Raw genomic sequence first — 20,659 nt, 5'->3', positions numbered from 1 at the left:
CTGCTCGCGGGTGATCACCTCGGCGCGGCGCCGACGGCCACCGCGACCGGTCCGGCCATGGCCCGGCGACGGTCGTCCCCCCCCGCCCGGGCTCGCGTAGAGGATGGGGGGCCGGGGTGCACGGTGTGCAGGTGCACCACCTTGCCGCCGGTTCACCTCTCCTGGGCCGGGGCCGTGTGCAGTACTCGCAGATGGGCATGGCGAAACCCGCCCCGAACGGGCAATGTGGCTGATCCGTTCCAGTCCGGTCCGATCCCGCGCGGGCTACTTGCTCTCGTGCCGAGGCGCGCAGCCCAGCACATGGGCCTTGACGAGTTCGGCGATCCGGGGATCCCGGCGCTGGAACGCGGCCACCAGCTCCTCGTGCTCCTCCGCGTACGACTGCTGCACCGTGCCCAGCCACCGGATGGACAGGGCCGTGAACACCTCGATGCCGAGGCCCTCCCAGGTGTGCAGCAGCACCGAGTTGCCCGCCGCCCGCACCATCTCGCGGTGGAAGGCGACCGTGTGCCGCACCTGGGCCGTGCCGTCGGATGTGCGGTCGGCCTCGTACAGGGCGTTGACGTGCGGCTCCAGGGCGGAGCAGTCCTCTGCGAGGCGGTCGGCCGCGAGTTCCGCGGCGATGGCCTCCAGGCCGGCCCGGACCGGGTAGCTCTCCTCCAGGTCGGCGGCCGTCAGGCTCCGCACCCGCACGCCCTTGTTCGGCGCCGACTCGATCAGCCGCAGCGACTCCAGCTCGCGCAGTGCCTCACGCACCGGTGTCTGGCTGACCTCCAGCTCGGTGGCGATACGTCGCTCCACGATCCGCTCGCCCGGCTGCCAGCGCCCGCTGATGATCCCCTCCAGGATGTGCTCGCGGATCTGTTCGCGCAGCGAGTGGATGACGGGGGCGGTCATGAGGGCTCCTTAAGGCGCGTTGACGTTTAGACAATACGGCCGTTGCGCTCCGCTGGGAGGGCGCGTGGGGGCGCTTTCGTGCAGGTGAGACGAGACTTACACGGCCTTGCCTTGAGCCGGGTGCCCAGGAGTTCGGTTCGGACTGCCCATCGGGCGGGTGCGGGTCGTCGACGGCTGGTCGCGCACACAAAGGCGGCGCCCCGCCCGGAGAAGTCCGGACGGGGCGCCGTACAGGCTGGAAAGCCCTGGTGGCTTACAGGCCGAGCTCGACCTCGAACTCGCCCGCCTCCAGGATCGCCTTGACCGCCGTCAGGTAACGGGCCGCGTCGGCGCCGTCCACCAGGCGGTGGTCGTAGGACAGGGTCAGGTACGTCATGTCGCGGACGCCGATGACCGTGCCCTCCTCCGTCTCGATGACGGCGGGGCGCTTGACCGTGGCGCCGATGCCGAGGATCGCGACCTGGCCCGGCGGCACGATGATCGTGTCGAAGAGCGCACCGCGCGAACCGGTGTTGGAGATGGTGAAGGTCGCGCCGGACAGCTCGTCCGGGGTGATCTTGTTGGCGCGGACCTTGCCGGCCAGCTCCGCCGTGGCCTTGGCGATGCCCGCGATGTTGAGGTCGCCGGCGTGCTTGATGACCGGGGTCATCAGGCCCTTCTCGGAGTCCACCGCGATACCGACGTTCTCGGTGTCGAAGTAGGTGATCGTGCCTTCGCCCTCGTTGATCTTGGCGTTGATGGGCGCGTGCGCCTTCAGCGCCTGGGCCGCGGCCTTCACGAAGAACGGCATCGGGGAGAGCTTGACGCCCTCACGGGCCGCGAACGCGTCCTTGGCGCGGGCGCGCAGCTTCATCAGGCGGGTGACGTCGACCTCGACGACCGAGGACAGCTGCGCCTGCTCGTGCAGCGCCTTGACCATGTTGTCGCCGATGACCTTGCGGATGCGGGGCATCTTGACGGTCTGGCCACGGAGGGGGGAGGCCTCCAGGGACGGCGCCTTCTTGGCAGCGGCGGCCGGGGCGGCAGCGGCCGGAGCCGGAGCAGCGGCAGCGGCCTTCGCGGCCTCGGCGGCGGCGATGACGTCCTGCTTGCGGATACGGCCGCCGACGCCGGTGCCCTTGACGGTGGCCAGGTCGACGCCGTTCTCGGCGGCGAGCTTGCGCACCAGCGGGGTGACGTAGGCACCCTCGTCGGTCGCCTGGGCGGCGGCCGGAGCGGCCGGAGCCGGCGTGACCGGAGCCGGAGCGGCCGGAGCGGGAGCCGGGGCCGCGGGGGCGACCGGAGCCGGGGCGGCAGCGGCGGGCGCGGCCGGAGCGGCCGGAGCGGCAGGGGCGGGCGCCGGAGCGGCCGGAGCTGCGGGCGCGGCCGGGGCGGCGGGAGCCGGGGCAGCCGGGGCCGGGGCGGCCCCCGCGACGCCGATGACGGCCAGCTTGGCGCCGACCTCGGCCGTCTCGTCCTCGCCGACCACGATCTCCAGCAGCGTGCCGGAGGTGGGGGCGGGGATCTCGGTGTCGACCTTGTCGGTGGAGACCTCGAGCAGCGGCTCGTCGGCCTCGACGCTGTCGCCGACCGACTTCAGCCAGCGGGTGACGGTGCCCTCGGTGACGGACTCGCCGAGCGCGGGCAGGACCACGTCCGTGCCCTCGGCGGAGCCGGCACCTGCGGCGGCCTCGGCGGTGGGCGCCGGAGCCGGGGCGGCCTGCTCCGTGGACGGGGCAGCGGCCTGCGGGGCCGGCTCCGGCTCGGCGGCCGGGGCGGGCTCGGCAGCGGGGGCCGGGGCGGCGGCGGGCGCGCCCGTGCCGTCGTCGATGACGGCCAGCTCGGCGCCGACCTCGACCGTCTCGTCCTCGGCGACCTTGATGGAGGCCAGGACGCCGGCGGCGGGGGAGGGGATCTCGGTGTCGACCTTGTCGGTGGAGACCTCGAGCAGCGGCTCGTCGGCCTCGACGCGCTCACCCTCGGCCTTCAGCCAGCGGGTGACAGTGCCCTCGGTGACGCTCTCGCCGAGCGCCGGAAGGGTTACGGAAACCGCCATGGTTTCGGTTGCTCCTTACGAATTGCGGAAGTCTGAGTCGTCGCTTCGTCGACCGAGGGTCAGTCGTGCGCGTGCAGCGGCTTGCCCGCGAGGGCCAGGTGCGCCTCGCCGAGCGCCTCGTTCTGCGTCGGGTGGGCGTGGATGAGCTGGGCGACCTCGGCCGGCAGCGCCTCCCAGTTGTAGATCAGCTGGGCCTCGCCGACCTGCTCGCCCATACGGTCGCCGACCATGTGGACGCCGACCACGGCACCGTCCTTCACCTGGACGAGCTTGATCTCGCCCGCGGTGTTCAGGATCTTGCTCTTGCCGTTGCCCGCCAGGTTGTACTTCAGAGCGACGACCTTGTCCGCGCCGTAGATCTCCTTGGCCTTGGCCTCGGTGATACCGACGGAGGCGACCTCCGGGTGGCAGTACGTCACCCGCGGGACACCGTCGTAGTCGATCGGAACGGTCTTCAGACCGGCCAGACGCTCCGCAACCAGGATGCCCTCGGCGAAGCCGACGTGCGCGAGCTGGAGCGTGGGGACCAGGTCACCGACGGCGGAGATGGTCGGGACGTTGGTGCGCATGTACTCGTCGACGAGGACGTAGCCGCGGTCCATGGCGACGCCCTGCTCCTCGTAACCGAGACCGGCGGAGACGGGGCCACGACCGACGGCGACGAGGAGGACCTCGGCCTCGAACTCCTTGCCGTCGGCGAGGGTGACCTTGACACCGTCGGCCGTGTACTCGGCCTTGGAGAAGAAGGTGCCCAGGTTGAACTTGATGCCGCGCTTGCGGAACGCGCGCTCAAGAAGCTTCGAGGAGTTCTCGTCCTCGACCGGGACGAGGTGCTTCAGGCCCTCGATGACGGTGACGTCCGAGCCGAAGGACTTCCACGCGGAGGCGAACTCGACGCCGATGACACCGCCGCCCAGGATGATCGCGGACTTCGGCACGCGGTCCAGGACGAGGGCGTGGTCCGAGGAGATGATGCGGTTGCCGTCGATCTCCAGGCCCGGCAGCGACTTCGGCACGGAGCCGGTCGCCAGCAGGACGTGGCGGCCCTGGATGCGCTGGCCGTTCACGTCGACGGAGGTGGGGGAGGAGAGGCGGCCCTCACCCTCGATGTACGTCACCTTCCGGGAGGCGACGAGCCCCTGCAGGCCCTTGTACAGACCGGCGATCACGCCGTCCTTGTACTTGTGGACCCCGGCGATGTCGATGCCCTCGAAGGTGGCCTTCACACCGAACTGCTCGCTCTCGCGGGCCTGGTCGGCGATCTCGCCCGCGTGCAGCAGGGCCTTGGTGGGGATGCAACCCCGGTGCAGGCAGGTGCCGCCGACCTTGTCCTTCTCGATCAGGGCGACGTCCAGGCCCAGCTGCGCCCCGCGCAGGGCCGCGGCGTAACCGCCACTACCACCGCCGAGGATCACTAGGTCGAAAACGGTGCTGGCGTCGTTCGCCACGTCACGTCCTCCATGCATGTGCGCCGTACGCCGGTCGTCGATGACCGACAGGCGGCTGGTGTCCGGCCGCTCTTTCTTCGGCCCTGTGGTGGGGGCCCTGTCCTGCCGAGCCCCATCTTCGCACTTGTCCACACCGAACGAGACGCCGGGCCGGTGTGTGAGACGTCCCACGTTCAGTTGAGCGGGCACGGAAGAGGGGGCTCCGCCCTCCCCGCGCGCGGAGCCCCCTCATTCAGAACAACGTCAGCCCAGGTCGCCGGCCGCCGTCAGTTCGGCCAGCCGAACCAGCGTCCGCACCGCGCTACCGGTACCACCCTTCGGCGTGTACCCGAAGGGCCCGCCCTCGTTGAACGCGGGACCGGCGATGTCGACGTGCGCCCACGTGATGCCCTCGCCCACGAACTCACGCAGGAAGAGACCGGCGACCAGGCCGCCACCCATGCGCTCACCCATGTTGGCGATGTCGGCGGTGGGCGAGTCCATCCCCTTGCGCAGGTGCTCCGGCAGCGGCATCGGCCAGGACGGCTCGCCGACCTCCTCCGCCGCTTCCACCACCGCGGAGCGGAACGCGTCGTCGTTGGCCATCACACCGAACGTCCGGTTGCCCAGCGCCAGCACCATCGCCCCGGTCAGCGTCGCGACGTCCACGATCGCGTCCGGCTTCTCCTGCGACGCCGCCCACAGCGCGTCCGCGAGCACCAGCCGGCCCTCGGCGTCCGTGTTGAGCACCTCCACCGTCTTGCCGCTGTACATGCGCAGCACGTCACCCGGGCGCACGGCGGAACCCGAGGGCATGTTCTCGGCGAGCGCCAGCCACCCGGTGACATTCACGTCGAGACCGAGGCGCGCGGCGGCGACGACGGCGGCGAACACGGCGGCCGCACCGCTCATGTCGCACTTCATCGTCTCGTTGTGCCCGGCCGGCTTCAGCGAGATGCCGCCCGAGTCGTAGGTGATGCCCTTGCCGACGAAGGCGAGGTGCTTGGCCGACCTGGAGCTCGTGTACGTCAGCTTCACCAGCCGCGGGCCGGCCGCCGACCCGGAGCCGACGCCCAGGATGCCGCCGTAGCCGCCCTTGGTCAGCGCCTTCTCGTCGAGCACCTGCACCTTGATGCCGTGCTCCTTGGCCGCCGCCGAGGCGATCGCGGCGAAGGACTCGGGGGTGAGGTCGTTCGGCGGGGTGTTGATCAGGTCGCGGGCGCGGTTGAGCTCCTCGGAGACGGCGGTGGCGCGCTCGATCGCCGCCTTGTGCTCCTTGTCGCGGGGCTTGCCGCCGAGCAGCGCGGCCTCGGCGAGGGGCGCCTTGCCGTTCTTCTTGTCCTGGGCGTTCTTGCCGTTGCCCTTGTAGGCGTCGAACGCGTACGCGCCGAGCAGCACGCCCTCGGCGACGGCGCCGACGTCACCGGCGTCGCCCAGCGGCAGCGCGAACGCGGCCTTCTTGGCGCCGGCGAGGGCGCGGGCGGCGACGCCGGCGGCCTTGCGCAGGGCCTCGCCGTCGTAGGCCCCATCCTTGGGGTCCTCGGGCTCGGCACCCAGGCCGACCGCCACCACGAGCGGGGCCTTGAAGCCGGCGGGCGCGGGGAGCTTCGTCACCTCGCCCTCGGCGCCCGAGGCGCCGAGGGTCTCCAGGACGCCGGCGAGCTTGCCGTCGTACGCCTTGTCCACAGCCTCTGCGCCCGGTGCGACAACCAGTCCCCCGGACGTGGACGCAGCGCCCTTGGCGACACCGATCACGATCGCGTCGGCCCGCAGGCCGGGCGCCGCGGCGGTGCTGAGAGTGAGAGCAGTCACGGTGGTGAAATCTCGCTTCCGATGTGAAGTTTGCGATGGCCGAATGGTGTGGGTCGACCGGGCCGACGGCCGACCCTAGTTCCGACCTACGGGTGCGGTAGCAGCGGGGCCTTCCCCGGTACGGCGAACACTGGGATGAGCCTACGCTCGTGTGAGCGTTCGCTCATTCCTACGGGCGTTCACCTGTCGGTGGCGTCGTGGTCATTTCTTGATCCTCGCCGGCGGTGAGCTGAGTCACACTCGTCTGGTTCCGGTGAGCGATCGGCTTGCCGCTTTGCATGATTCCCACGGATCCCGCTGATTCGTCACGAGCGGCCGTAAGGGGATCTTCTGGGGGGAAGGGCACATCAATGGCGCGCAGTGCGCACAGAGGAACAAACCGCAGACACGTCGTCGCCGCCTTGACGGCCGCGGGTCTGCTGACCCTGGGCCTGGCGGCCCCGGGCGCCACGGCTGCCGGGGAGCCGCGCATCGATCTCAGGGTGCTGGTCGTGGACAACGGCGACAGCCCGGTCCGGGCCCTCACCGCCCAGCTCAAAAGCACCGGCATCCCGTACACCACCGTCGACCTGACCGACGCGAACCGCCCGACCATCACGGGCGCGTTCCTCAGTGACACGGTGAACGGCACGCCCCGGGCCAAGTACCAGGGCGTCGTCCTGCCGGGCGAGGCCCCCTTCGGCGCGGGCTCCGCCGAGCAGACCGCGCTGGAGAGCTACGAGCGCACCTACGGCATCCCGCAGGTCGACGCCTACACCTGGGCCCATCCGGGCGTCGGCCTCGACTACACCAGCGAGGGCGGCTGGGCCGGCACCCTCGACGGGCGGGCGGCCTCCGTCACGACCGAGGGCAAGGCCGGGTATTTCGGCTATCTCGACGGCGCTTTCACGTTCGAGGACAACAACGCGTCCGTACAGGAGAGTTACGGCTTCGTCGCCCGGCCCCGTACGGGCTTCACCAGCTACGTCGACCTTCCCGTGCCCGCCGGCTCCGGGCGCGGCAGCCTGATCGGCGAGTACAGCCACGACGGGCGCCGCGAACTGGTCGTGACCTTCGCGTACAACGAGTACCAGCAGCAGTTCCGGGTCCTTGCCCGGGGCATCGTCGAGTGGCTGACCCAGGGCGTGCACCTGGGGCAGGCGCGCAACTACTTCGCGGTGCACGTCGACGACGTCTTCGCGCCCGACGGCCGCTGGGACACCGAACGCAACTGCACGCCCGGTGACTTCGACTGCGTGGGCGGTGACGGCGAGGGGGCCACGCCGATCCGTATGACGGCCGAGGACGCGGTCCACGCCGCGCAGTGGCAGCGGGAGCACGGCTTCAAGCTGGACATGGTCTACAACGCCGGGTCCGGCGAGGAGTGGAAGAGCGAGAACGGCGGCACCGACCCGCTCGCCGACCGGCTGCTCGCCGACAAGGCGCAGTACCGCTGGATCAACCACACCTACACGCACGCCTTCCTCGGCTGCGTCCAGGACACCTCGACCGTGCCGTGGAGCTGCGCCAAGAACGCCGACGGCTCGACCCGGTACATGAGCCGGGCGGACATCTCCGCGCAGATCAGGAACAACTACAACTGGGGCGTCACCAAGGGGCTCCCGCTCGACCGCACGGAGCTGGTGACCGGCGAGCACTCGGGCCTGAGGACCCTGCCGCAGCAGCCCGACGACAATCCCAACTTGGCCGGCGCCCTCGCCGACAACGGCGTCAAGTGGACCGCCTCGGACAACTCCCGTGAGCCCGACCAGCGTGCGGTCGGCGCCGCGCTGACCGTGCCCCGGTACCCGATGAACGTGTACTACAACGTGGGCACCGAGGAGGAGATGGTCGACGAGTACAACTGGATCTACACCTCCACGGCCGACGGCGGCAGCGGCATCTGCGAGAACAACCCGGCCTCCACCTGCCTGGCCGACCCGCTGGACCCGGCCACCGGGTACGCCGAGTACATCGTCCCGCTGGAGGCCCGCACCGCCCTCGGACACGCCATCGGCAACGACCCGCGCCCGCACTACGCCCACCAGTCCAACCTGGCCGAGGGCCGGACGCTGTACCCCGTCCTGGACAAGGTGCTCGCCGACTACCAGGCGCTCTTCGCCGACAACACCCCGGTGGAGAACCTCGCGCAGAGGGCCATCGGCACCGAGCTGCAGCGCCGTGCCGCCTGGCGGACCGCTCTCGCGAACGGCTCCGTCACGGCGTACCGCATCGGCAGGGCCGTCACCGTCACCGCCCCGTCCGGGACCCAGATCCCGGTGACCGCACCGGCGGGGACCACCAAGCAACTCGTCATCGGCACCACCGCGTTCGGGACGCCGTACGCGGGAGCGCGCTCGGCCTGGACCACGCCCGAGCTGCTGCAGACCGCTCTCAAGCTGAAGCTGCCGTCGTAGGGCTGCCCAGCCGGACCTCGGGCGCACCCCGGCACCACCTCACGACCGATCTGCCGGGGTGCGCTTCCGAGCCGTAGCACCACCGTTGTTCCACAGGGGGGAACTCGCATGATGCGCACAGGCCGTCATGTCACCATGCTCACCGAGGGCACCTATCCGCATGTCCACGGTGGGGTCAGCACCTGGTGCGACCAGCTCGTCAAGGGCATGCCGGAGGTCGACTTCCACATCGTGTCGCTCACCGGAACCGGCCGCGAACCCGTCACCTGGGAGCTGCCGCCCAACGTCTACCGGCACACCTCCGTACCGACCTGGGGGCCGCGCCCGGGGCGCAGACACGCGCCGTACGGCAGGGCCCGGCGCCGGTTCACCGACTCCTACGAGCGCTTCCTGCTCTCCTTCCTCGACCCCGAGGGCCCCGAAGCCCACATCGACTTCGGTGAGGCCCTGTACGAGCTGGCCGAACTCGCCCGCGACGGGCGCCTGTCGGCGGCGCTGCGCACCGAGTCGGCGCTGCGGTCGCTGATGTGGATATGGACGATGCCGCAGCTGCCGACCGCGGCCGCCCGCCCGACCGTCCACGACGCCCTGACCGCGACCGACCTGCTGGAACACGCCCTGCGCCCCCTCGGGACCCGCATCCCCGAGGACTCCGTCGCCCACGCGGTGAGCAGCGGCCTCGCGACCCTCCCCGCCCTCGCCGCCCACAAGCTGGACGGCGTGCCCTTCCTCCTCACCGAGCACGGCATCTATCTGCGCGAGCGCTACCTCGGCTACCGCAGCGAGGCCCAGCGCTGGCCCGTGAAGGCGTTCATGCTCGGCTTCTACCGCGAGCTGAACTCACTCGGTTACCGGGCGGCCGACCTGATCACCCCCTGCAACCAGTACAACCGCCGCTGGGAGGAGCGCGGCGGCGCCGACGCCGACAAGATCCGCACGGTCTACAACGGCGTCGACCCGCACGCCTTCCCGCACGCCGGCCCCGAGCCCGAGGTCCCCACCCTCACCTGGTGCGGCCGCGTCGACCCCATCAAGGACCTGGAGACCCTGCTGCGCGCCTACAGCATGGTCCGCGCCGAACTCCCGGAAACCCGCCTGCGGTTGTTCGGACCGGTTCCGCCCGGCGGCGAGGCCTACCGCACCAAGCTGGAGAAGCTCGCCGCCGAGCTGGGCGTGACGGACGGCCTGACCTTCGAGGGGCGCATCAGCGAGGTCCGGCGCGCCTACGCCGCCGGCCACGTCGTCATGCTGTCGTCCATCTCCGAGGGCTTCCCGTTCTCCATCATCGAGGCCATGTCCTGCGGCCGTACGACGGTCTCGACGGACGTCGGGGGAGTGCGCGAGGCCGTCGGCGACACCGGCCTGGTGGTCCCGCCGCGCGAGCCGGAGAAGATGGCGGCGGCCGCGCTGACCCTGCTCCGCGACGACGAGCGACGCCTGGAACTGGGTGAGTTGTCCCGTCAGCGCGTCATCGACCGCTTCACGCTGCGCCGCTCCGTGGACAATTTTCGGACGATCTACCAGGAGCTCGCGGGCAGCGCCGAGGTGTACGAGCCCACGCTCGAGACGGTCGCCGACTGGACCCTCGAACTGCGCGACCCCTGGTACGAGAAGGTCGCGACGGACGGAACCGGCTGGTGAGCGGAAGCATCTGGATGCCGCCCGGCTCCCGCCCCGACACCCTGCCCGCCATCCCGCGCCGGCGCACCACACCCAGCTGGGCGCAGCCCGACCCCCTCGACGAACTCGCCGGACGCCTCGACGACTTCATAGCCGCCGCCGTCCACCCGGACGAGATCGCCGCGCTGCTCGAATCCGACGGACTGTCGGACGACCAGATACGCGAGCGCTACGGCGTCAAGAACTCCTTCGCCCTCGCCGAGGAGCTCTTCGAGCGGGTCGAGCGCCGCTACCCGGAGCCGGACGGCCCGGCCCACGACCCCTGGCAGGTGGGCCTGCTCGGCTGCCTGCTGAGGGGTGTCGTCTTCGCTCTCCCGGGCCTCGGCTACGTCCTGGGCGCGCCCCTGCTCGCCGGCTCGCGGGACGACTTCGGCCTCCCCGCGGGCACGGTCCCGCTGCTGGCCGGCGCCCTGGTCGGCTGGACCTGGAACCAGGGCCTCGCCCACCGGGCGTACTCCTGGCTGGGGCTGGGCGACCGGGGCGCCGCCCGCCGCGCGCTGCTCCTCGGCGCCCCGGCCGGCGCACTGCTCGGTGCCCTGCTCGCGCTGGCCGTCGCGGCGACGGCGGGTACGTTCGACGCGGCGGCGGTCGCCTTCGCCGCCGGACAGTCCTGCTACCTCGGCGCGGCCACGGCCCTGCTGGTCATGGGCCGCGAACGGGCCCTGCTGGCGGCCCTGCTGCCGATGGCGGCGGCAGCGGTCCTCGCCCTCCTCCACCCCGTCCCCGACCTCGTGAGATGCGTGCTGCTGCTGGGCTCGCTGCTCGCGGTGGCGACCCTCGCCTTCCTTGAAGTCGCGCCAGCCGCAAGGGAGTTGGGCAAGGGAAGCTGGACCGCCGGACTCACCGCTCTGCTGCCCTTCGGGCCTTACGGCACCGCACCCGAGGCGCAGGCGGAGCGCACCGCGACTCCCGGCCTCACCGGCGCGACTCCCGGCCTCACCGGCTCCGTCCCGTACGCCCTGTTCGGCTTGGGCACCGGCGTGCTCGTGCTGTACGCGGCCCTCGGAGACGTCCTGGCGGACGAGGGGGCCGGGACCGGCGCGGTCGCCGCACCCTCCGCCGTCGCCCTCACCCTCAGCATGGGCCCCGCCGAATGGCTGCTGTACCGCTTCCGCAGCGGCAGCCTGGCGGGCCTGCGCTCCAGCAGCACGCCGAGGGCGTTCTGGCGGACGACGGTGCTCACGGTCGTGGAGTGCCTCTCCGGCTACCTGGCCGCCCTGCTCGCCCTCACCCTCGCCACCTCGGCGCTGTGGCCGCACACCCCGGGTGTCTCGGGCGTCCGCCTCGCCGGTCTGCTCCTGCTGGGCGTGGTCCTGTGGACGGGCCTGCTGCTCCAGTCCTTCGGCGCGGTGCTCAGCGCCGCGACGATCTGCTGCGTGGCCGCCCTCGCCCAGACGGTGGCCCTGGTGACCCATACGGGCGGCCCGCACTGGGTCGGCCTGATCGTGCACGGGACGGCCGCGGTGGCCCAAGCCGTCCTGGTCTGCGCGCTGTTGGGGAGAGTGACCGCCCACCGATGAGCGATCTGCTGGTCCCCTACTACGAGCACCCGTCCGTCCGCCCCGCCGAATGGGACGCGATCATCACGGCCGCGCCCCGCCTCTACGGCGTCGTCCTCAACCCGGCCAGCGGCCCCGGCGAGGCGCCCGACCCGGCGTTCGCCGAGGTCGCGACCCGGCTGCGGGCGGCCGGGGGTGCCCCCTCCGGGGGAGTGCGGGTGCTCGGCTACGCCGACACCGACTACGGCCGCCGACCACACGCCGACGTCGTACGCGACATCGCCCGGCACCGCGACTGGTACGACGCGGACGGCGTCTTCCTCGACCAAGTCGCCGCGGGTCCTGAGCAGTTCGCGTACTACCGGCGGCTCGCGACGGCGGCCTGGGGCGCCGGCTGCGGCACGCTCGCCCTGAACCACGGCACGACGCCGCACCCGTCGTACGCCAGGATCGCGGACCTCCTGGTCACCTTCGAGGGCACCTGGACGTCGTACACCCGGCTCGGCCCGCCGCAGTGGCGTGGCGGCGGCGGAGTGCGGTTGTGCCATCTGGTGTACGGCGTCCCGGCCGGGGCCGGCCTGGCGGACCTGGCCCGCGCCCGCGGGGCCACCGTGCACTGCGCGGTACCGGGGATGGGAGATCATCCTTGGGGTACGTTGCCGCACACTCTGGAGCCCGCTCGGTGAGACGCCTCATTCCGCTGGTCGTTCTGCCCCTCCTCCTCCTGGCGGGCTGCACGACCGCCCCTGACGGCGCCGACGGCGGCGAGGGCGGTCCGAGCGGCTCGCGCTGGCAGCCGCGGCCCGGCACGGCCTGGCAGTGGCAGCTCCGCGGCCGGATCGACACCTCCGTCGACGTGCCGGTCTACGACATCGACGGCTTCGACCAGTCCGGGAAGACCGTCGCCGCGCTGCACCGCGAGGACCGCAAGGTCATCTGCTACCTCTCCACCGGTGCCTGGGAGGACTGGCGCCCCGACGCCGGGAAGTTCCCCAGGTCGGTGATCGGCAAGGGCAACGGCTGGGAGGGCGAGCGCTGGCTCGACATCCGGCGCCTGGACGTCCTGGAACCCCTGATGGCGGCCCGGCTGGACATGTGCCGCGAGAAGGGCTTCGACGCGGTGGAGCCCGACAACATGGACGGCTACAAGAACCGCACGGGCTTCCCGCTGAAGGCCCGCGACCAGCTCCGCTACAACCGCCTGATCGCCGGGCTGGCCCACGAGCGGGGCATGGCGGTCGGCCTGAAGAACGACCTGGACCAGATCCCGGAGCTGGTGGACGACTTCGACTTCGCGGTCAACGAGCAGTGCGCGCAGTACGGGGAATGCGCGGCCCTCAGCCCCTTCGTGAAGGCGGGCAAGGCGGTGTTCCACGTCGAGTACGAGGTCCCGACGCGCAGCTTCTGTGCCGAGTCGCGTCGCCTGAAGCTGAGTTCGATGCTGAAGAAGTACGAACTGGGGGTGTGGCGCCGGGCGTGCTGAGGGCGGCACAGGGGCGGTACGGGGGCGGCCCCAGCCGAGGTCCGGCCCGGTGTCAGCCCAGTGACAGCGCGACCAGGGCAGCCGTCGCCGCCGTCTCCGCGAGCCCGCCGAAGACGTCACCGGTGACGCCGCCGAAGCGGCGCGTGCAGTGCCGCAGGAGCAGCTCGGCGGCGGCGAGTGCGGCCAGGACCCCGAGGGCGGTGCGGGCGATGTCGTACGTCCCGAGCAGCGCCCCCGCCAAGGCGGCGACGCCGGTCACGGCCAGGGCGACGGCCACCGCACCCCGTACGGGGACGACGCCGGCCACCGCGGCCCCCAGCCCCTCCGGCCGCGCGGCGGGCACGCCGGCCCGGGCGGCCAGGGTGAGCGCGAGGCGGGCGGCGACGGCCGAGACGACGGTGCCGAGGGCGCCCCGGGCCCATGAGTCGCCGTACAGCTGGGAGAGGGCGGCCACCTGCGCGAACAGCACGAACACGAGCGTGATGACGCCGAAGGGCCCGATGTCCGACTGCTTCATGATCCGCAGCGCGTCGTCGGCGGGCTTGCCGCTGCCGAGCCCGTCAGCGGTGTCGGCGAGCCCGTCGAGATGCAGCCCGCGGGTGAGGACGGCGGGGACGGCGGCGGCCGCGACGGCGGCGAGGAGAGGACCGGCGCCGAGGAACAGCAGCACCAGCGCGACGAAGGCCGCACCGCAGCCGAGGACCACCCCGACGAGCGGGGCGCACAGCATCCCACCGCGCGCCGCTTCCCGGTCCCACCGGCTCACCTTGACGGGGAGCACGCTCAGGGTGCCGAAGGCGAAGCGCAGGCCGTGCAGACGGGGACCGGGCGAGGGCGGCGGGGTCATGGACACGCCCGCAGACTAGCCCGGACGCCGTACCCGCCAGGCAGCCCGCCCCTGTCGCCCACAGACTGAACCCATGGGTGACTGGTGGCAGCGCAACATCATCGAACCGGGCAAACTTCCCCTGCTCCTGGCGCTGACCGCCTTCGTGGTCACCTTCCTCGTCACCCGGGTCATCACCCGCATGATCCGCGCGGGCAAAGGCCCCTTCCGCAACATCGAGACCGGCGCCGTCCACATCCACCATGTGGTCCCCGGAGTCGTCCTCACGGTCATCGGCGGCTTCTGCGCGGTCGCCGGCGGACAGCACGGCTTCGGGGCGGCCGTGTCCGCCGTGGTCTTCGGCATGGGCGCCGGCCTGGTCATGGACGAGTTCGCGCTGATCGTGCATCTGGACGACGTCTACTGGACCGAGGCCGGCCGCAAGAGCGTGGAGGTGGTCGTGCTCACCGCCGCGCTGGCCGGCCTGTTCCTCCTCGGCTTCGCCCCCTTCGGGGTCAACGACCTCAGTGACGACGACCTGCAGGACCGCGGGTCGGTGATCAGTACGGTCCTGGTGAACTTCCTCTTCGCCCTGATCGCCCTCGCCAAGGGCAAGGCACGCGTCGCGATCTTCGGGATGATCGTCCCCTTCATCGCCCTGTTCGGAGCCATCCGTCTGGCCCGCCCCACCTCCCCATGGGCGAAACGCTTCTACCGCCGCCGTCCGCGCGCCCGCGCCAAGGCCCAGCTGCGCGCCTTCCACCACGACCGGCGCTGGGCGGGTCCCAGCCGCAGACTTCAGGACTGGATCGGCGGCGCGCCCGACGTGGACCGGGCCCTGGAGCGCCGCTGACGCATCGCCGTCCACGCGCACAGCACCAGCACCGCCGCGATCGCCGCCAGGTGCTCCTTGCCGGCGAGATTGTCCTCCAGCGCCACCTCGACCACCATCGCCACGATCACCGCACCGGCCGTGACATACGCGCCGTAGCGCCCTGCGAGGAACACGGCGAGGCCCACCACCGCCGCCGACGGTCCGGTGTCCACGACCTGCGCGTCCGAGGCGGGCAGCCCGATCGGGTGGTCCGGGCCGAGCGCGATGCCCACGCGCGCGTACAGGGTTCCGGCGAGAGTCGCCACGTATGCGATGACCAGCGTTCGCCACCAGCCCAGACAGAGCTCGGCGATCCCGAACACGAACAGAATCTGCGCGAGCGCACCCCACACCGGCAGGTCGAGGGCGGGCACGAACAACGACAGCGGTGTACGCAGGAGCGCGAGCCACAGCGGATCCTCCGCCTTGACCCCGCCGAGGTTCTGGACGACCCGGTAGCCCCAGGGCTGGTTCTGCGCGACCTGCACGAGCCCCGTCAGGCAGACGGCCCCGACGGTCATCGGCACGGCCCGCCACCGCCGCTTGGCCAACGGCTCCCGCACGGCGAGATACAACGCCCCCCACTCGGCACGGGCCCAGCGGCCGAGGGTGTTCATCATGAGTGGGGATCATATGGGGACGGTGGGGACGAACCGCCCTTTTACGCTCGGCCGTGGAGGCGCAGTCCGGCGGTGCCGAACTGCGCCCGACCCGTCACTCCGTCTCTGACTGTGCCTTCTGTTCCTTCTCCGCCTCGTGCTCCTGGGGCTCCTCGGCCTCCGCCGTCTCCGAGTCCTCCGCCGTCCCCGAGTCCTCCGCTTCCGAGTCCTTCGGCTTCTCCGGCAGCTCCGCGGCCAGCGCGGCGGCGGACTGGACCATGGGCAGGGCCAGCAAGCCTCCGGCGCCCTCGCCGACCTTCACGCCCGGGTCGAGCAGCGGCTCCAGGGCCATCCGGTCCAGCGCCTTCGCCTGCCCCGGCTCCCCGCTGTTGTGCGCGGCCAGCCACCAGTCCGGCGCCCGGAACGCGATCCGCTGCCCCACCAGCGCACAGGCGGCGACCACGACCCCGTCCAGCACGACCGGCATCTTCCGCACCGCGCTCTGCAGCAGGAACCCGGTGATCGCGGCGAGGTCGGCGCCACCCACCGTCGCGAGCAGCTGCAGCTGATCCCCGAGCACGGGCCGCGCCCGGCGCAGGGCGTCCCGGATCGCCGCGCACTTGCGCATCCACACCAGGTCGTCGACGGCCAGTCCGCCCCGCCCGGTGACGACCGACGCATCCGTCCCGCACAGCGCGGCGACCAGCACCCCGGCCGCCGTGGTGCCGCCCACGCTCACATCGCCGAGCACCACCAGATCCGTACCGGAGTCGGCCTCTTCGTCGGCCACCGCCACCCCGGCCCGGAAGGCGGCCTCCGCCTCCTCGAGCGTCAACGCGTCCTCGACATCGATACGACCGCTCCCGCGCCGTACCCGATGCCGTACGACGGTCTCCGGCAGCTCCTGCGGATCGCAGTCCAGTGCCATGTCGACGACCCGCACCGGAACCCCGAGCCGCCGCGCGAGTACGGACACCGGCCGGCCGCCCTCGAGGATCTCCCGCACCAACTCCACGGCGCCGCCCGCACGTCGCGCCGAGACACCCAGCTCGGCGATGCCGTGGTCACCGGCGAACAGCACGACCCGCGGCTGTTCGATCGGCCGCACCGGTACGGCGGACTGCGCCGCCGCCAGCCACTCACCCAGGTCGTCGAGGCGGCCCAGCGCCCCGGGCGGCACGATCTGACGCTCACGGCGCGCCTCGGCGTCCCGGCGCACCCCGCCGTCGGGGCGCTCGATCAGATCAGTGAAGTCGTCGAGATTAAGCGAGCTCATTCGCCGAACAGTACCGGCACCGGTCGAACAGAACGGCGCCACATGGCCACCCGGGGCCCCGCCACGTCACCACCACATCGGCGCTACGTCGTTGCACCCAAGATCGGCATCCCATACGTTCCGTTTTGCAGTGGATTGTCGGGGCATGCTCGCATCGTCCCGTCGTATGCCCCCTGCCGTACGCCCCCGCCATACGCCCGCGCGCCCGGGAGCCGCCCATGACCGCGACCGCACCCCCCGAACGCCCCCGCGCCGACTGCGCGTTCACCCTCGCCGCATGCCGGGACCAGCCGTACGTCCCCCGGCACCTGGGGCTCACACGGATGCCGTCCCGCCGGCTGAGGGCCGCGGCCCGCGCGGCGCTGTCCTTCCCCGAACCGGAGAGCTGGCTGGACGTGGGCACGGGCTACGCCCGCTTCCCGGAAGTGGCGAAGGAACTCTTCCCGTACACGGCGTTCGACGGCCTGGACCCGACCTACCGCGTCCTGCACGCACGTGTGGCCGAGCGGGTGGAGGAGGCCCACGTCGGCAATCTGACGGACGCCCGCATCACGGCCCGCCTGCGCGCCCGCTACGACATCGTCAGCATGCTCCGCCACCTGGAACACACCCGGGACCCCCGCGAGGAGCTCCGCGCCGCCCTCACGGTCCTGCGGCCCGGCGGCCTGCTCATCCTCGAACTCCCCGACCCGCGCTGCGTGTTCGCCCTGCTGCTCGGCAGATGGTGGACCCCGCACAGCCGACCGGGCCACCTGCACCTGTTGCCCCTGGACACGCTCCGCCGGGAACTGGAGGCACAGGGCTGCACGATCCTCTCCACGGACCGCCGCACCCCGCACATCCCCTACGACCTCGCGGCCACGACCTCGCGGGCGCTGGCGTTCGTCCTGCCCTCACTGCTGTCCCGAGCGTGCGCGCCGCTGGTGGCCGTGGCCTGGGTGCTCGACCACATCCTGGCCCCCGTACTGCGCCACACCGGCTTCTCGAACACGTACCGCGTCATCGCCCGCAAGGAGCCGACCGCACGGGCCTGAGACCCTCGCCGAAACCCGCCTGACGGAGTTCGACGACAGGACCTAACCCCGCAGTACCAGCGCCTGCCCCGCCACCACCAGCACCACCTGCTCGCACTCCCCGGCGAATGCGGCGTTCAGCCGGCCCAGCTCGTCCCGGTACCGCCGCCCCGACGCCGTGGCCGGCACGATTCCCGACCCCACCTCGTTCGATACGGCGACCACGGTCCGCCGAGTGGCCCGCACCGCCTCCGTCAACTCCCGTACCCGCTCCCGCAGCGCCCGCTCCCCGCCGTCCGCCCACACCGCGTCGTCCCACGCCCCGACGGAGTCCATGGCGTCCGTCAGCCACAGGGACAGACAGTCGACGAGCAACGGCGCCCCGGCCTCCGCCAGCAGCGGCACCAGGTCGCACGTCTCGGCCGTACGCCACGACCCCGGCCGGCGCTCCCGGTGGACGGCGACCCGTGCCGCCCACTCGTGGTCGCCGCCCCGCGTGCCCCCGGTCGCCACGTACAGCACGTCCGGGAAGGCCTCCAGCCGCCGCTCCGCCTCCACCGACTTCCCGGACCTGGCCCCGCCCAGCACGAGGGTCCGCCGCGGCACGTCCGGCACGTCCTCGTACGCCCCCACCACCAGCGTCGCCCCGTCCGGCACCGCCCGCGCCCCCGCCGAGGCCAGCCGCCGCCGCAACTCGTTCCCCGGCGGCACGTCATGATCCAGATGTACGGCGATGACGTCCGTGGTCGGCCCGATCGCCCCCACCGCCCGCAGCTTGGCCAGCGCGTCCGGTCGCCCCACGACATCGGCGACCACCATGTCGTACATCCCGACGGTCCCGTTCTCCAGCCCGGCCGGCGAACCCCCCGGCGGCAGATACAGCAGCCGCTGCCCGTCCGGCCCGGTCACCGCGTACCCCGTGCCCGGCGAGTCCATCGCCACCGCCCGCACCCGATGCCCCGTCAGCAGCGCCAACTCCCGCCCGTCCGGCACCCGCCCGGGCTGCGGCAGCCCCGCCGGCACCTCCACGGCGGGCCCGTTGTGCGGATGCGACAGCAACACCTGCCGTACGGCCCCCAGCGAACGCCCCGCGCGAGCCGCCGCGAACGCCGCCCCGGGCGTCAGATCGAGCAACAGCGTCCCGTCCACGAGCAATGCGGTGGCCGCCCGCGCGTCATCGCCGAGCGCGCCGGCACAGGCCGCACACGGACAGTCGGGGCGGGGGAGTCCCGCGGGGGCACCGGTGCCGAGGAGAGTCAGTTCCACAGAACCGATTTTCGCGTGTCTGCGCAGGTCTCGCGCATCCGGCTAGGCTCAGGGCAGGAGCCGGACCAAGATCCGGCTCCTGCTCTGCACGTGCTGACACCTTGGAGGCGTACATGGCGGCATGGACGTGGCGGTTCGAGAAGGCCGACGGGGCGGAGGTCCAGCCCGCGGTGCAGCCCGAGGAGTTCACCACCCAGGGGGACGCCGAGTCCTGGGTCGGGGAGAACTGGAAGGCGCTGCTCGAGGGCGGTGCGGACCAGGTGCGGCTGTACGAGGACTCCGCGGAGATCTACGGGCCGATGAGCCTGCACGCCGAGCAGGCGTAGGCGGAGGGGGGCGAGGGCCACCCGGTCGTACGGCCCTCGCCCCGCCCTCCCGTCACTGCTCACCCAGCGTCACATCCACTGTCTTCTCACTGCCGTTGCGCGTGTACGTCACCGTCGTCCGCTCGCCCGGCCTGTCGGAGGCAAGCTCCTCGGAGAGTGAGGTGATGGTGGTGATGTCCGTGTCACCGAGCCGGGTGATGACGTCCCCGGGCTCGATCCCGGCCTTGTCGGCCGCCCCGCCCGCCATCACCTCGACGACGGCGACGCCCGCGACCTCGTAGTCGTCGTTCACGACCGTACGGCCCGTGATGCCGAGCGCCGCCCGGCCCGATTCGGTGACCTTGCCGTCCTTGACGATCTGGTCGGCGATCGTCCGCACCGTCGACGCCGGGATCGCGAACCCGATGCCGGATGCCGCGCCGTTCCCCTCGCCGGGGTCGGTGGCCGCGAGGGTCGGGATGCCGATGACGCGCCCGTCGAGGTTCACCAGGGCACCACCGCTGTTGCCGGGGTTGATGGCGGCCGACGTCTGCACCATGTTGGCGATCGTCGCGCCCGTACCGCCCCCGCTGCGCCCCTCGGTGACGGTCCGTCCGGTCGCCGACACGATGCCCTGCGTCACGCTGGACGACAGCCCGAGCGGCGAGCCCATGGCCAGCACGATCTGCCCGACCTCGACCTTCGCCGAGTCCCCGAACGTCGCCGCCTTCAGCCCCTTCGGCGCCTTGTCCAGCTTGATGACGGCGAGGTCCTGCTGCGGGTACGAGGTGACGAGCCGCGCGGTGAGAGTGTCCTCGCTGTTGGCGGTCGTCACCCGGAAGCTGTCCTCGTCCCCGACGACATGCGCGTTCGTGACGATGTGCCCCTGGTCGTCGTAGACCACGCCCGAGCCCAGATCGTTCCTGGCCTGGATCTGCACGACGGACGGCAGCACGTCCTTGATCACCTTCAGGTAGCCGTTCTGGAGGTCGTCGACCGCCTTGACCGCCATCGGCACGGCGGCCTGCGTGGTCGTGGCCTCCTTCCCGCCCGGGGACGAGGAGGCGGAACACCCGGAGAGGAAGAGACCGAGGCAGCAGGAGAGGACGGCGACCGGGAGGGCCGACCGCAGGGCACGGAAACGGCGAGCGTCCATGCCCCGAGTCTCACCTCGGGGCGCGGGCCCGGCCTGTACTGCTCACCCGAACGAGCCCGGCCGCGCACGGCGCATGGGCGAGGACTCCGGCGACGCACCCGGCATGGGTGGCGAT

Annotated in this window: 17 protein-coding genes; 8 read left to right on the top strand and 9 right to left on the bottom strand. The window is 72.1% G+C overall.

The window, feature by feature from the left end; translation table 11 throughout:
* Positions 1 to 264 precede the first annotated feature (264 nt).
* The 4 genes from AB5J49_RS13160 to AB5J49_RS13145 form a co-directional block, all read right to left on the bottom strand.
* On the bottom strand, positions 265 to 897 hold the full coding sequence (locus AB5J49_RS13160) for a GntR family transcriptional regulator (protein ID WP_369168795.1): 633 nt from the start codon (positions 895 to 897) through the stop codon (positions 265 to 267).
* 253 nt (positions 898 to 1,150) lie between these two features.
* Positions 1,151 to 2,932: a 2-oxoglutarate dehydrogenase, E2 component, dihydrolipoamide succinyltransferase gene (gene sucB / locus AB5J49_RS13155; RefSeq protein WP_369168794.1), complete on the bottom strand. Its 1,782-nt coding sequence runs from the start codon at positions 2,930 to 2,932 to the stop codon at positions 1,151 to 1,153.
* Between the two features lie 59 nt (positions 2,933 to 2,991).
* Positions 2,992 to 4,380 carry a dihydrolipoyl dehydrogenase gene (lpdA, locus tag AB5J49_RS13150; RefSeq protein WP_369168793.1) on the bottom strand — a complete coding sequence of 463 codons (1,389 nt, stop codon included), beginning with the start codon at positions 4,378 to 4,380 and terminating at the stop codon, positions 2,992 to 2,994.
* 243 nt (positions 4,381 to 4,623) lie between these two features.
* A complete protein-coding gene (locus AB5J49_RS13145) occupies positions 4,624 to 6,171 on the bottom strand; it encodes a leucyl aminopeptidase (protein ID WP_369168792.1) in 1,548 nt (515 codons plus the stop codon).
* A 350-nt stretch (positions 6,172 to 6,521) separates the two neighbouring features.
* Here AB5J49_RS13145 and AB5J49_RS13140 point away from each other — a divergent pair, with 350 nt between their 5' ends.
* From AB5J49_RS13140 to AB5J49_RS13120, 5 genes are all read left to right on the top strand, one after another.
* Positions 6,522 to 8,567: a hypothetical protein gene (locus tag AB5J49_RS13140; protein WP_369168791.1), complete on the top strand. Its 2,046-nt coding sequence runs from the start codon at positions 6,522 to 6,524 to the stop codon at positions 8,565 to 8,567.
* Positions 8,568 to 8,675: 108 nt separating this feature from the next.
* Positions 8,676 to 10,208 carry a GT4 family glycosyltransferase PelF gene (pelF, locus tag AB5J49_RS13135; RefSeq protein WP_369168790.1) on the top strand — a complete coding sequence of 511 codons (1,533 nt, stop codon included), beginning with the start codon at positions 8,676 to 8,678 and terminating at the stop codon, positions 10,206 to 10,208.
* Positions 10,205 to 11,767, top strand: coding sequence for a hypothetical protein (locus AB5J49_RS13130; RefSeq protein ID WP_369168789.1), 1,563 nt, complete (start codon positions 10,205 to 10,207; stop codon positions 11,765 to 11,767). Before pelF ends, AB5J49_RS13130 begins: the two co-directional genes overlap by 4 nt.
* Positions 11,764 to 12,432 carry a spherulation-specific family 4 protein gene (locus AB5J49_RS13125; protein ID WP_369168788.1) on the top strand — a complete coding sequence of 223 codons (669 nt, stop codon included), beginning with the start codon at positions 11,764 to 11,766 and terminating at the stop codon, positions 12,430 to 12,432. Before AB5J49_RS13130 ends, AB5J49_RS13125 begins: the two co-directional genes overlap by 4 nt.
* A complete protein-coding gene (locus AB5J49_RS13120; RefSeq protein WP_369168787.1) occupies positions 12,429 to 13,229 on the top strand; it encodes an endo alpha-1,4 polygalactosaminidase in 801 nt (266 codons plus the stop codon). The genes AB5J49_RS13125 and AB5J49_RS13120 overlap by 4 nt, the downstream gene beginning before the upstream one ends.
* 52 nt (positions 13,230 to 13,281) lie before the next feature.
* Here the strand turns inward: AB5J49_RS13120 and AB5J49_RS13115 are convergent, their stop codons facing one another.
* Positions 13,282 to 14,076 carry an adenosylcobinamide-GDP ribazoletransferase gene (locus tag AB5J49_RS13115; RefSeq protein WP_369175120.1) on the bottom strand — a complete coding sequence of 265 codons (795 nt, stop codon included), beginning with the start codon at positions 14,074 to 14,076 and terminating at the stop codon, positions 13,282 to 13,284.
* Positions 14,077 to 14,149: 73 nt separating this feature from the next.
* Between AB5J49_RS13115 and AB5J49_RS13110 the strand changes: the two genes are divergently transcribed.
* Positions 14,150 to 14,908 (top strand): hypothetical protein, encoded by a 759-nt coding sequence (locus tag AB5J49_RS13110; RefSeq protein WP_369168786.1) that lies wholly within the window; start codon positions 14,150 to 14,152, stop codon positions 14,906 to 14,908.
* Here AB5J49_RS13110 and AB5J49_RS13105 read toward each other — a convergent pair.
* The gene (locus AB5J49_RS13105) at positions 14,854 to 15,546 is read right to left on the bottom strand and encodes a hypothetical protein (RefSeq protein ID WP_369175119.1); all 693 of its coding nucleotides are present in this window, start codon (positions 15,544 to 15,546) and stop codon (positions 14,854 to 14,856) included. The two genes, AB5J49_RS13110 and AB5J49_RS13105, sit on opposite strands and share 55 nt — an antisense overlap.
* A gap of 97 nt (positions 15,547 to 15,643) precedes the next feature.
* Positions 15,644 to 16,804: a nicotinate-nucleotide--dimethylbenzimidazole phosphoribosyltransferase gene (gene cobT / locus AB5J49_RS13100; protein WP_369168785.1), complete on the bottom strand. Its 1,161-nt coding sequence runs from the start codon at positions 16,802 to 16,804 to the stop codon at positions 15,644 to 15,646.
* A 218-nt stretch (positions 16,805 to 17,022) separates the two neighbouring features.
* Here cobT and AB5J49_RS13095 point away from each other — a divergent pair, with 218 nt between their 5' ends.
* Positions 17,023 to 17,838: a class I SAM-dependent methyltransferase gene (locus AB5J49_RS13095; RefSeq protein ID WP_369168784.1), complete on the top strand. Its 816-nt coding sequence runs from the start codon at positions 17,023 to 17,025 to the stop codon at positions 17,836 to 17,838.
* Between the two features lie 42 nt (positions 17,839 to 17,880).
* On the opposite strand, the gene AB5J49_RS13090 is transcribed toward AB5J49_RS13095, so the two are convergent.
* Positions 17,881 to 19,083: a bifunctional adenosylcobinamide kinase/adenosylcobinamide-phosphate guanylyltransferase gene (locus tag AB5J49_RS13090; RefSeq protein WP_369168783.1), complete on the bottom strand. Its 1,203-nt coding sequence runs from the start codon at positions 19,081 to 19,083 to the stop codon at positions 17,881 to 17,883.
* Between the two features lie 113 nt (positions 19,084 to 19,196).
* Here AB5J49_RS13090 and AB5J49_RS13085 point away from each other — a divergent pair, with 113 nt between their 5' ends.
* Positions 19,197 to 19,409: a hypothetical protein gene (locus tag AB5J49_RS13085; protein WP_369168782.1), complete on the top strand. Its 213-nt coding sequence runs from the start codon at positions 19,197 to 19,199 to the stop codon at positions 19,407 to 19,409.
* 52 nt (positions 19,410 to 19,461) lie between these two features.
* On the opposite strand, the gene AB5J49_RS13080 is transcribed toward AB5J49_RS13085, so the two are convergent.
* Positions 19,462 to 20,544 (bottom strand): S1C family serine protease, encoded by a 1,083-nt coding sequence (locus tag AB5J49_RS13080; RefSeq protein WP_369168781.1) that lies wholly within the window; start codon positions 20,542 to 20,544, stop codon positions 19,462 to 19,464.
* Between the last annotated feature and the right edge of the window lie 115 nt (positions 20,545 to 20,659).

The organism is Streptomyces sp. R28 (assembly GCF_041052385.1).
Lineage (GTDB): Bacteria > Actinomycetota > Actinomycetes > Streptomycetales > Streptomycetaceae > Streptomyces.
This window is presented reverse-complemented; position numbering and strand designations above follow the sequence as displayed.

Coding starts and splice junctions, on each gene's coding strand:
- AB5J49_RS13115 (WP_369175120.1), bottom strand. CDS start 14,076: ATGACCCCGCCGCCCTCGCCCGGTCCCCGTCTGCACGGCCTGCGCTTC.
- cobT (WP_369168785.1), bottom strand. CDS start 16,804: ATGAGCTCGCTTAATCTCGACGACTTCACTGATCTGATCGAGCGCCCC.
- pelF (WP_369168790.1), top strand. CDS start 8,676: ATGATGCGCACAGGCCGTCATGTCACCATGCTCACCGAGGGCACCTAT.
- AB5J49_RS13080 (WP_369168781.1), bottom strand. CDS start 20,544: ATGGACGCTCGCCGTTTCCGTGCCCTGCGGTCGGCCCTCCCGGTCGCC.
- AB5J49_RS13110 (WP_369168786.1), top strand. CDS start 14,150: ATGGGTGACTGGTGGCAGCGCAACATCATCGAACCGGGCAAACTTCCC.
- AB5J49_RS13140 (WP_369168791.1), top strand. CDS start 6,522: ATGGCGCGCAGTGCGCACAGAGGAACAAACCGCAGACACGTCGTCGCC.
- AB5J49_RS13085 (WP_369168782.1), top strand. CDS start 19,197: ATGGCGGCATGGACGTGGCGGTTCGAGAAGGCCGACGGGGCGGAGGTC.
- sucB (WP_369168794.1), bottom strand. CDS start 2,932: ATGGCGGTTTCCGTAACCCTTCCGGCGCTCGGCGAGAGCGTCACCGAG.
- AB5J49_RS13095 (WP_369168784.1), top strand. CDS start 17,023: ATGACCGCGACCGCACCCCCCGAACGCCCCCGCGCCGACTGCGCGTTC.
- AB5J49_RS13105 (WP_369175119.1), bottom strand. CDS start 15,546: ATGAACACCCTCGGCCGCTGGGCCCGTGCCGAGTGGGGGGCGTTGTAT.
- AB5J49_RS13125 (WP_369168788.1), top strand. CDS start 11,764: ATGAGCGATCTGCTGGTCCCCTACTACGAGCACCCGTCCGTCCGCCCC.
- AB5J49_RS13160 (WP_369168795.1), bottom strand. CDS start 897: ATGACCGCCCCCGTCATCCACTCGCTGCGCGAACAGATCCGCGAGCAC.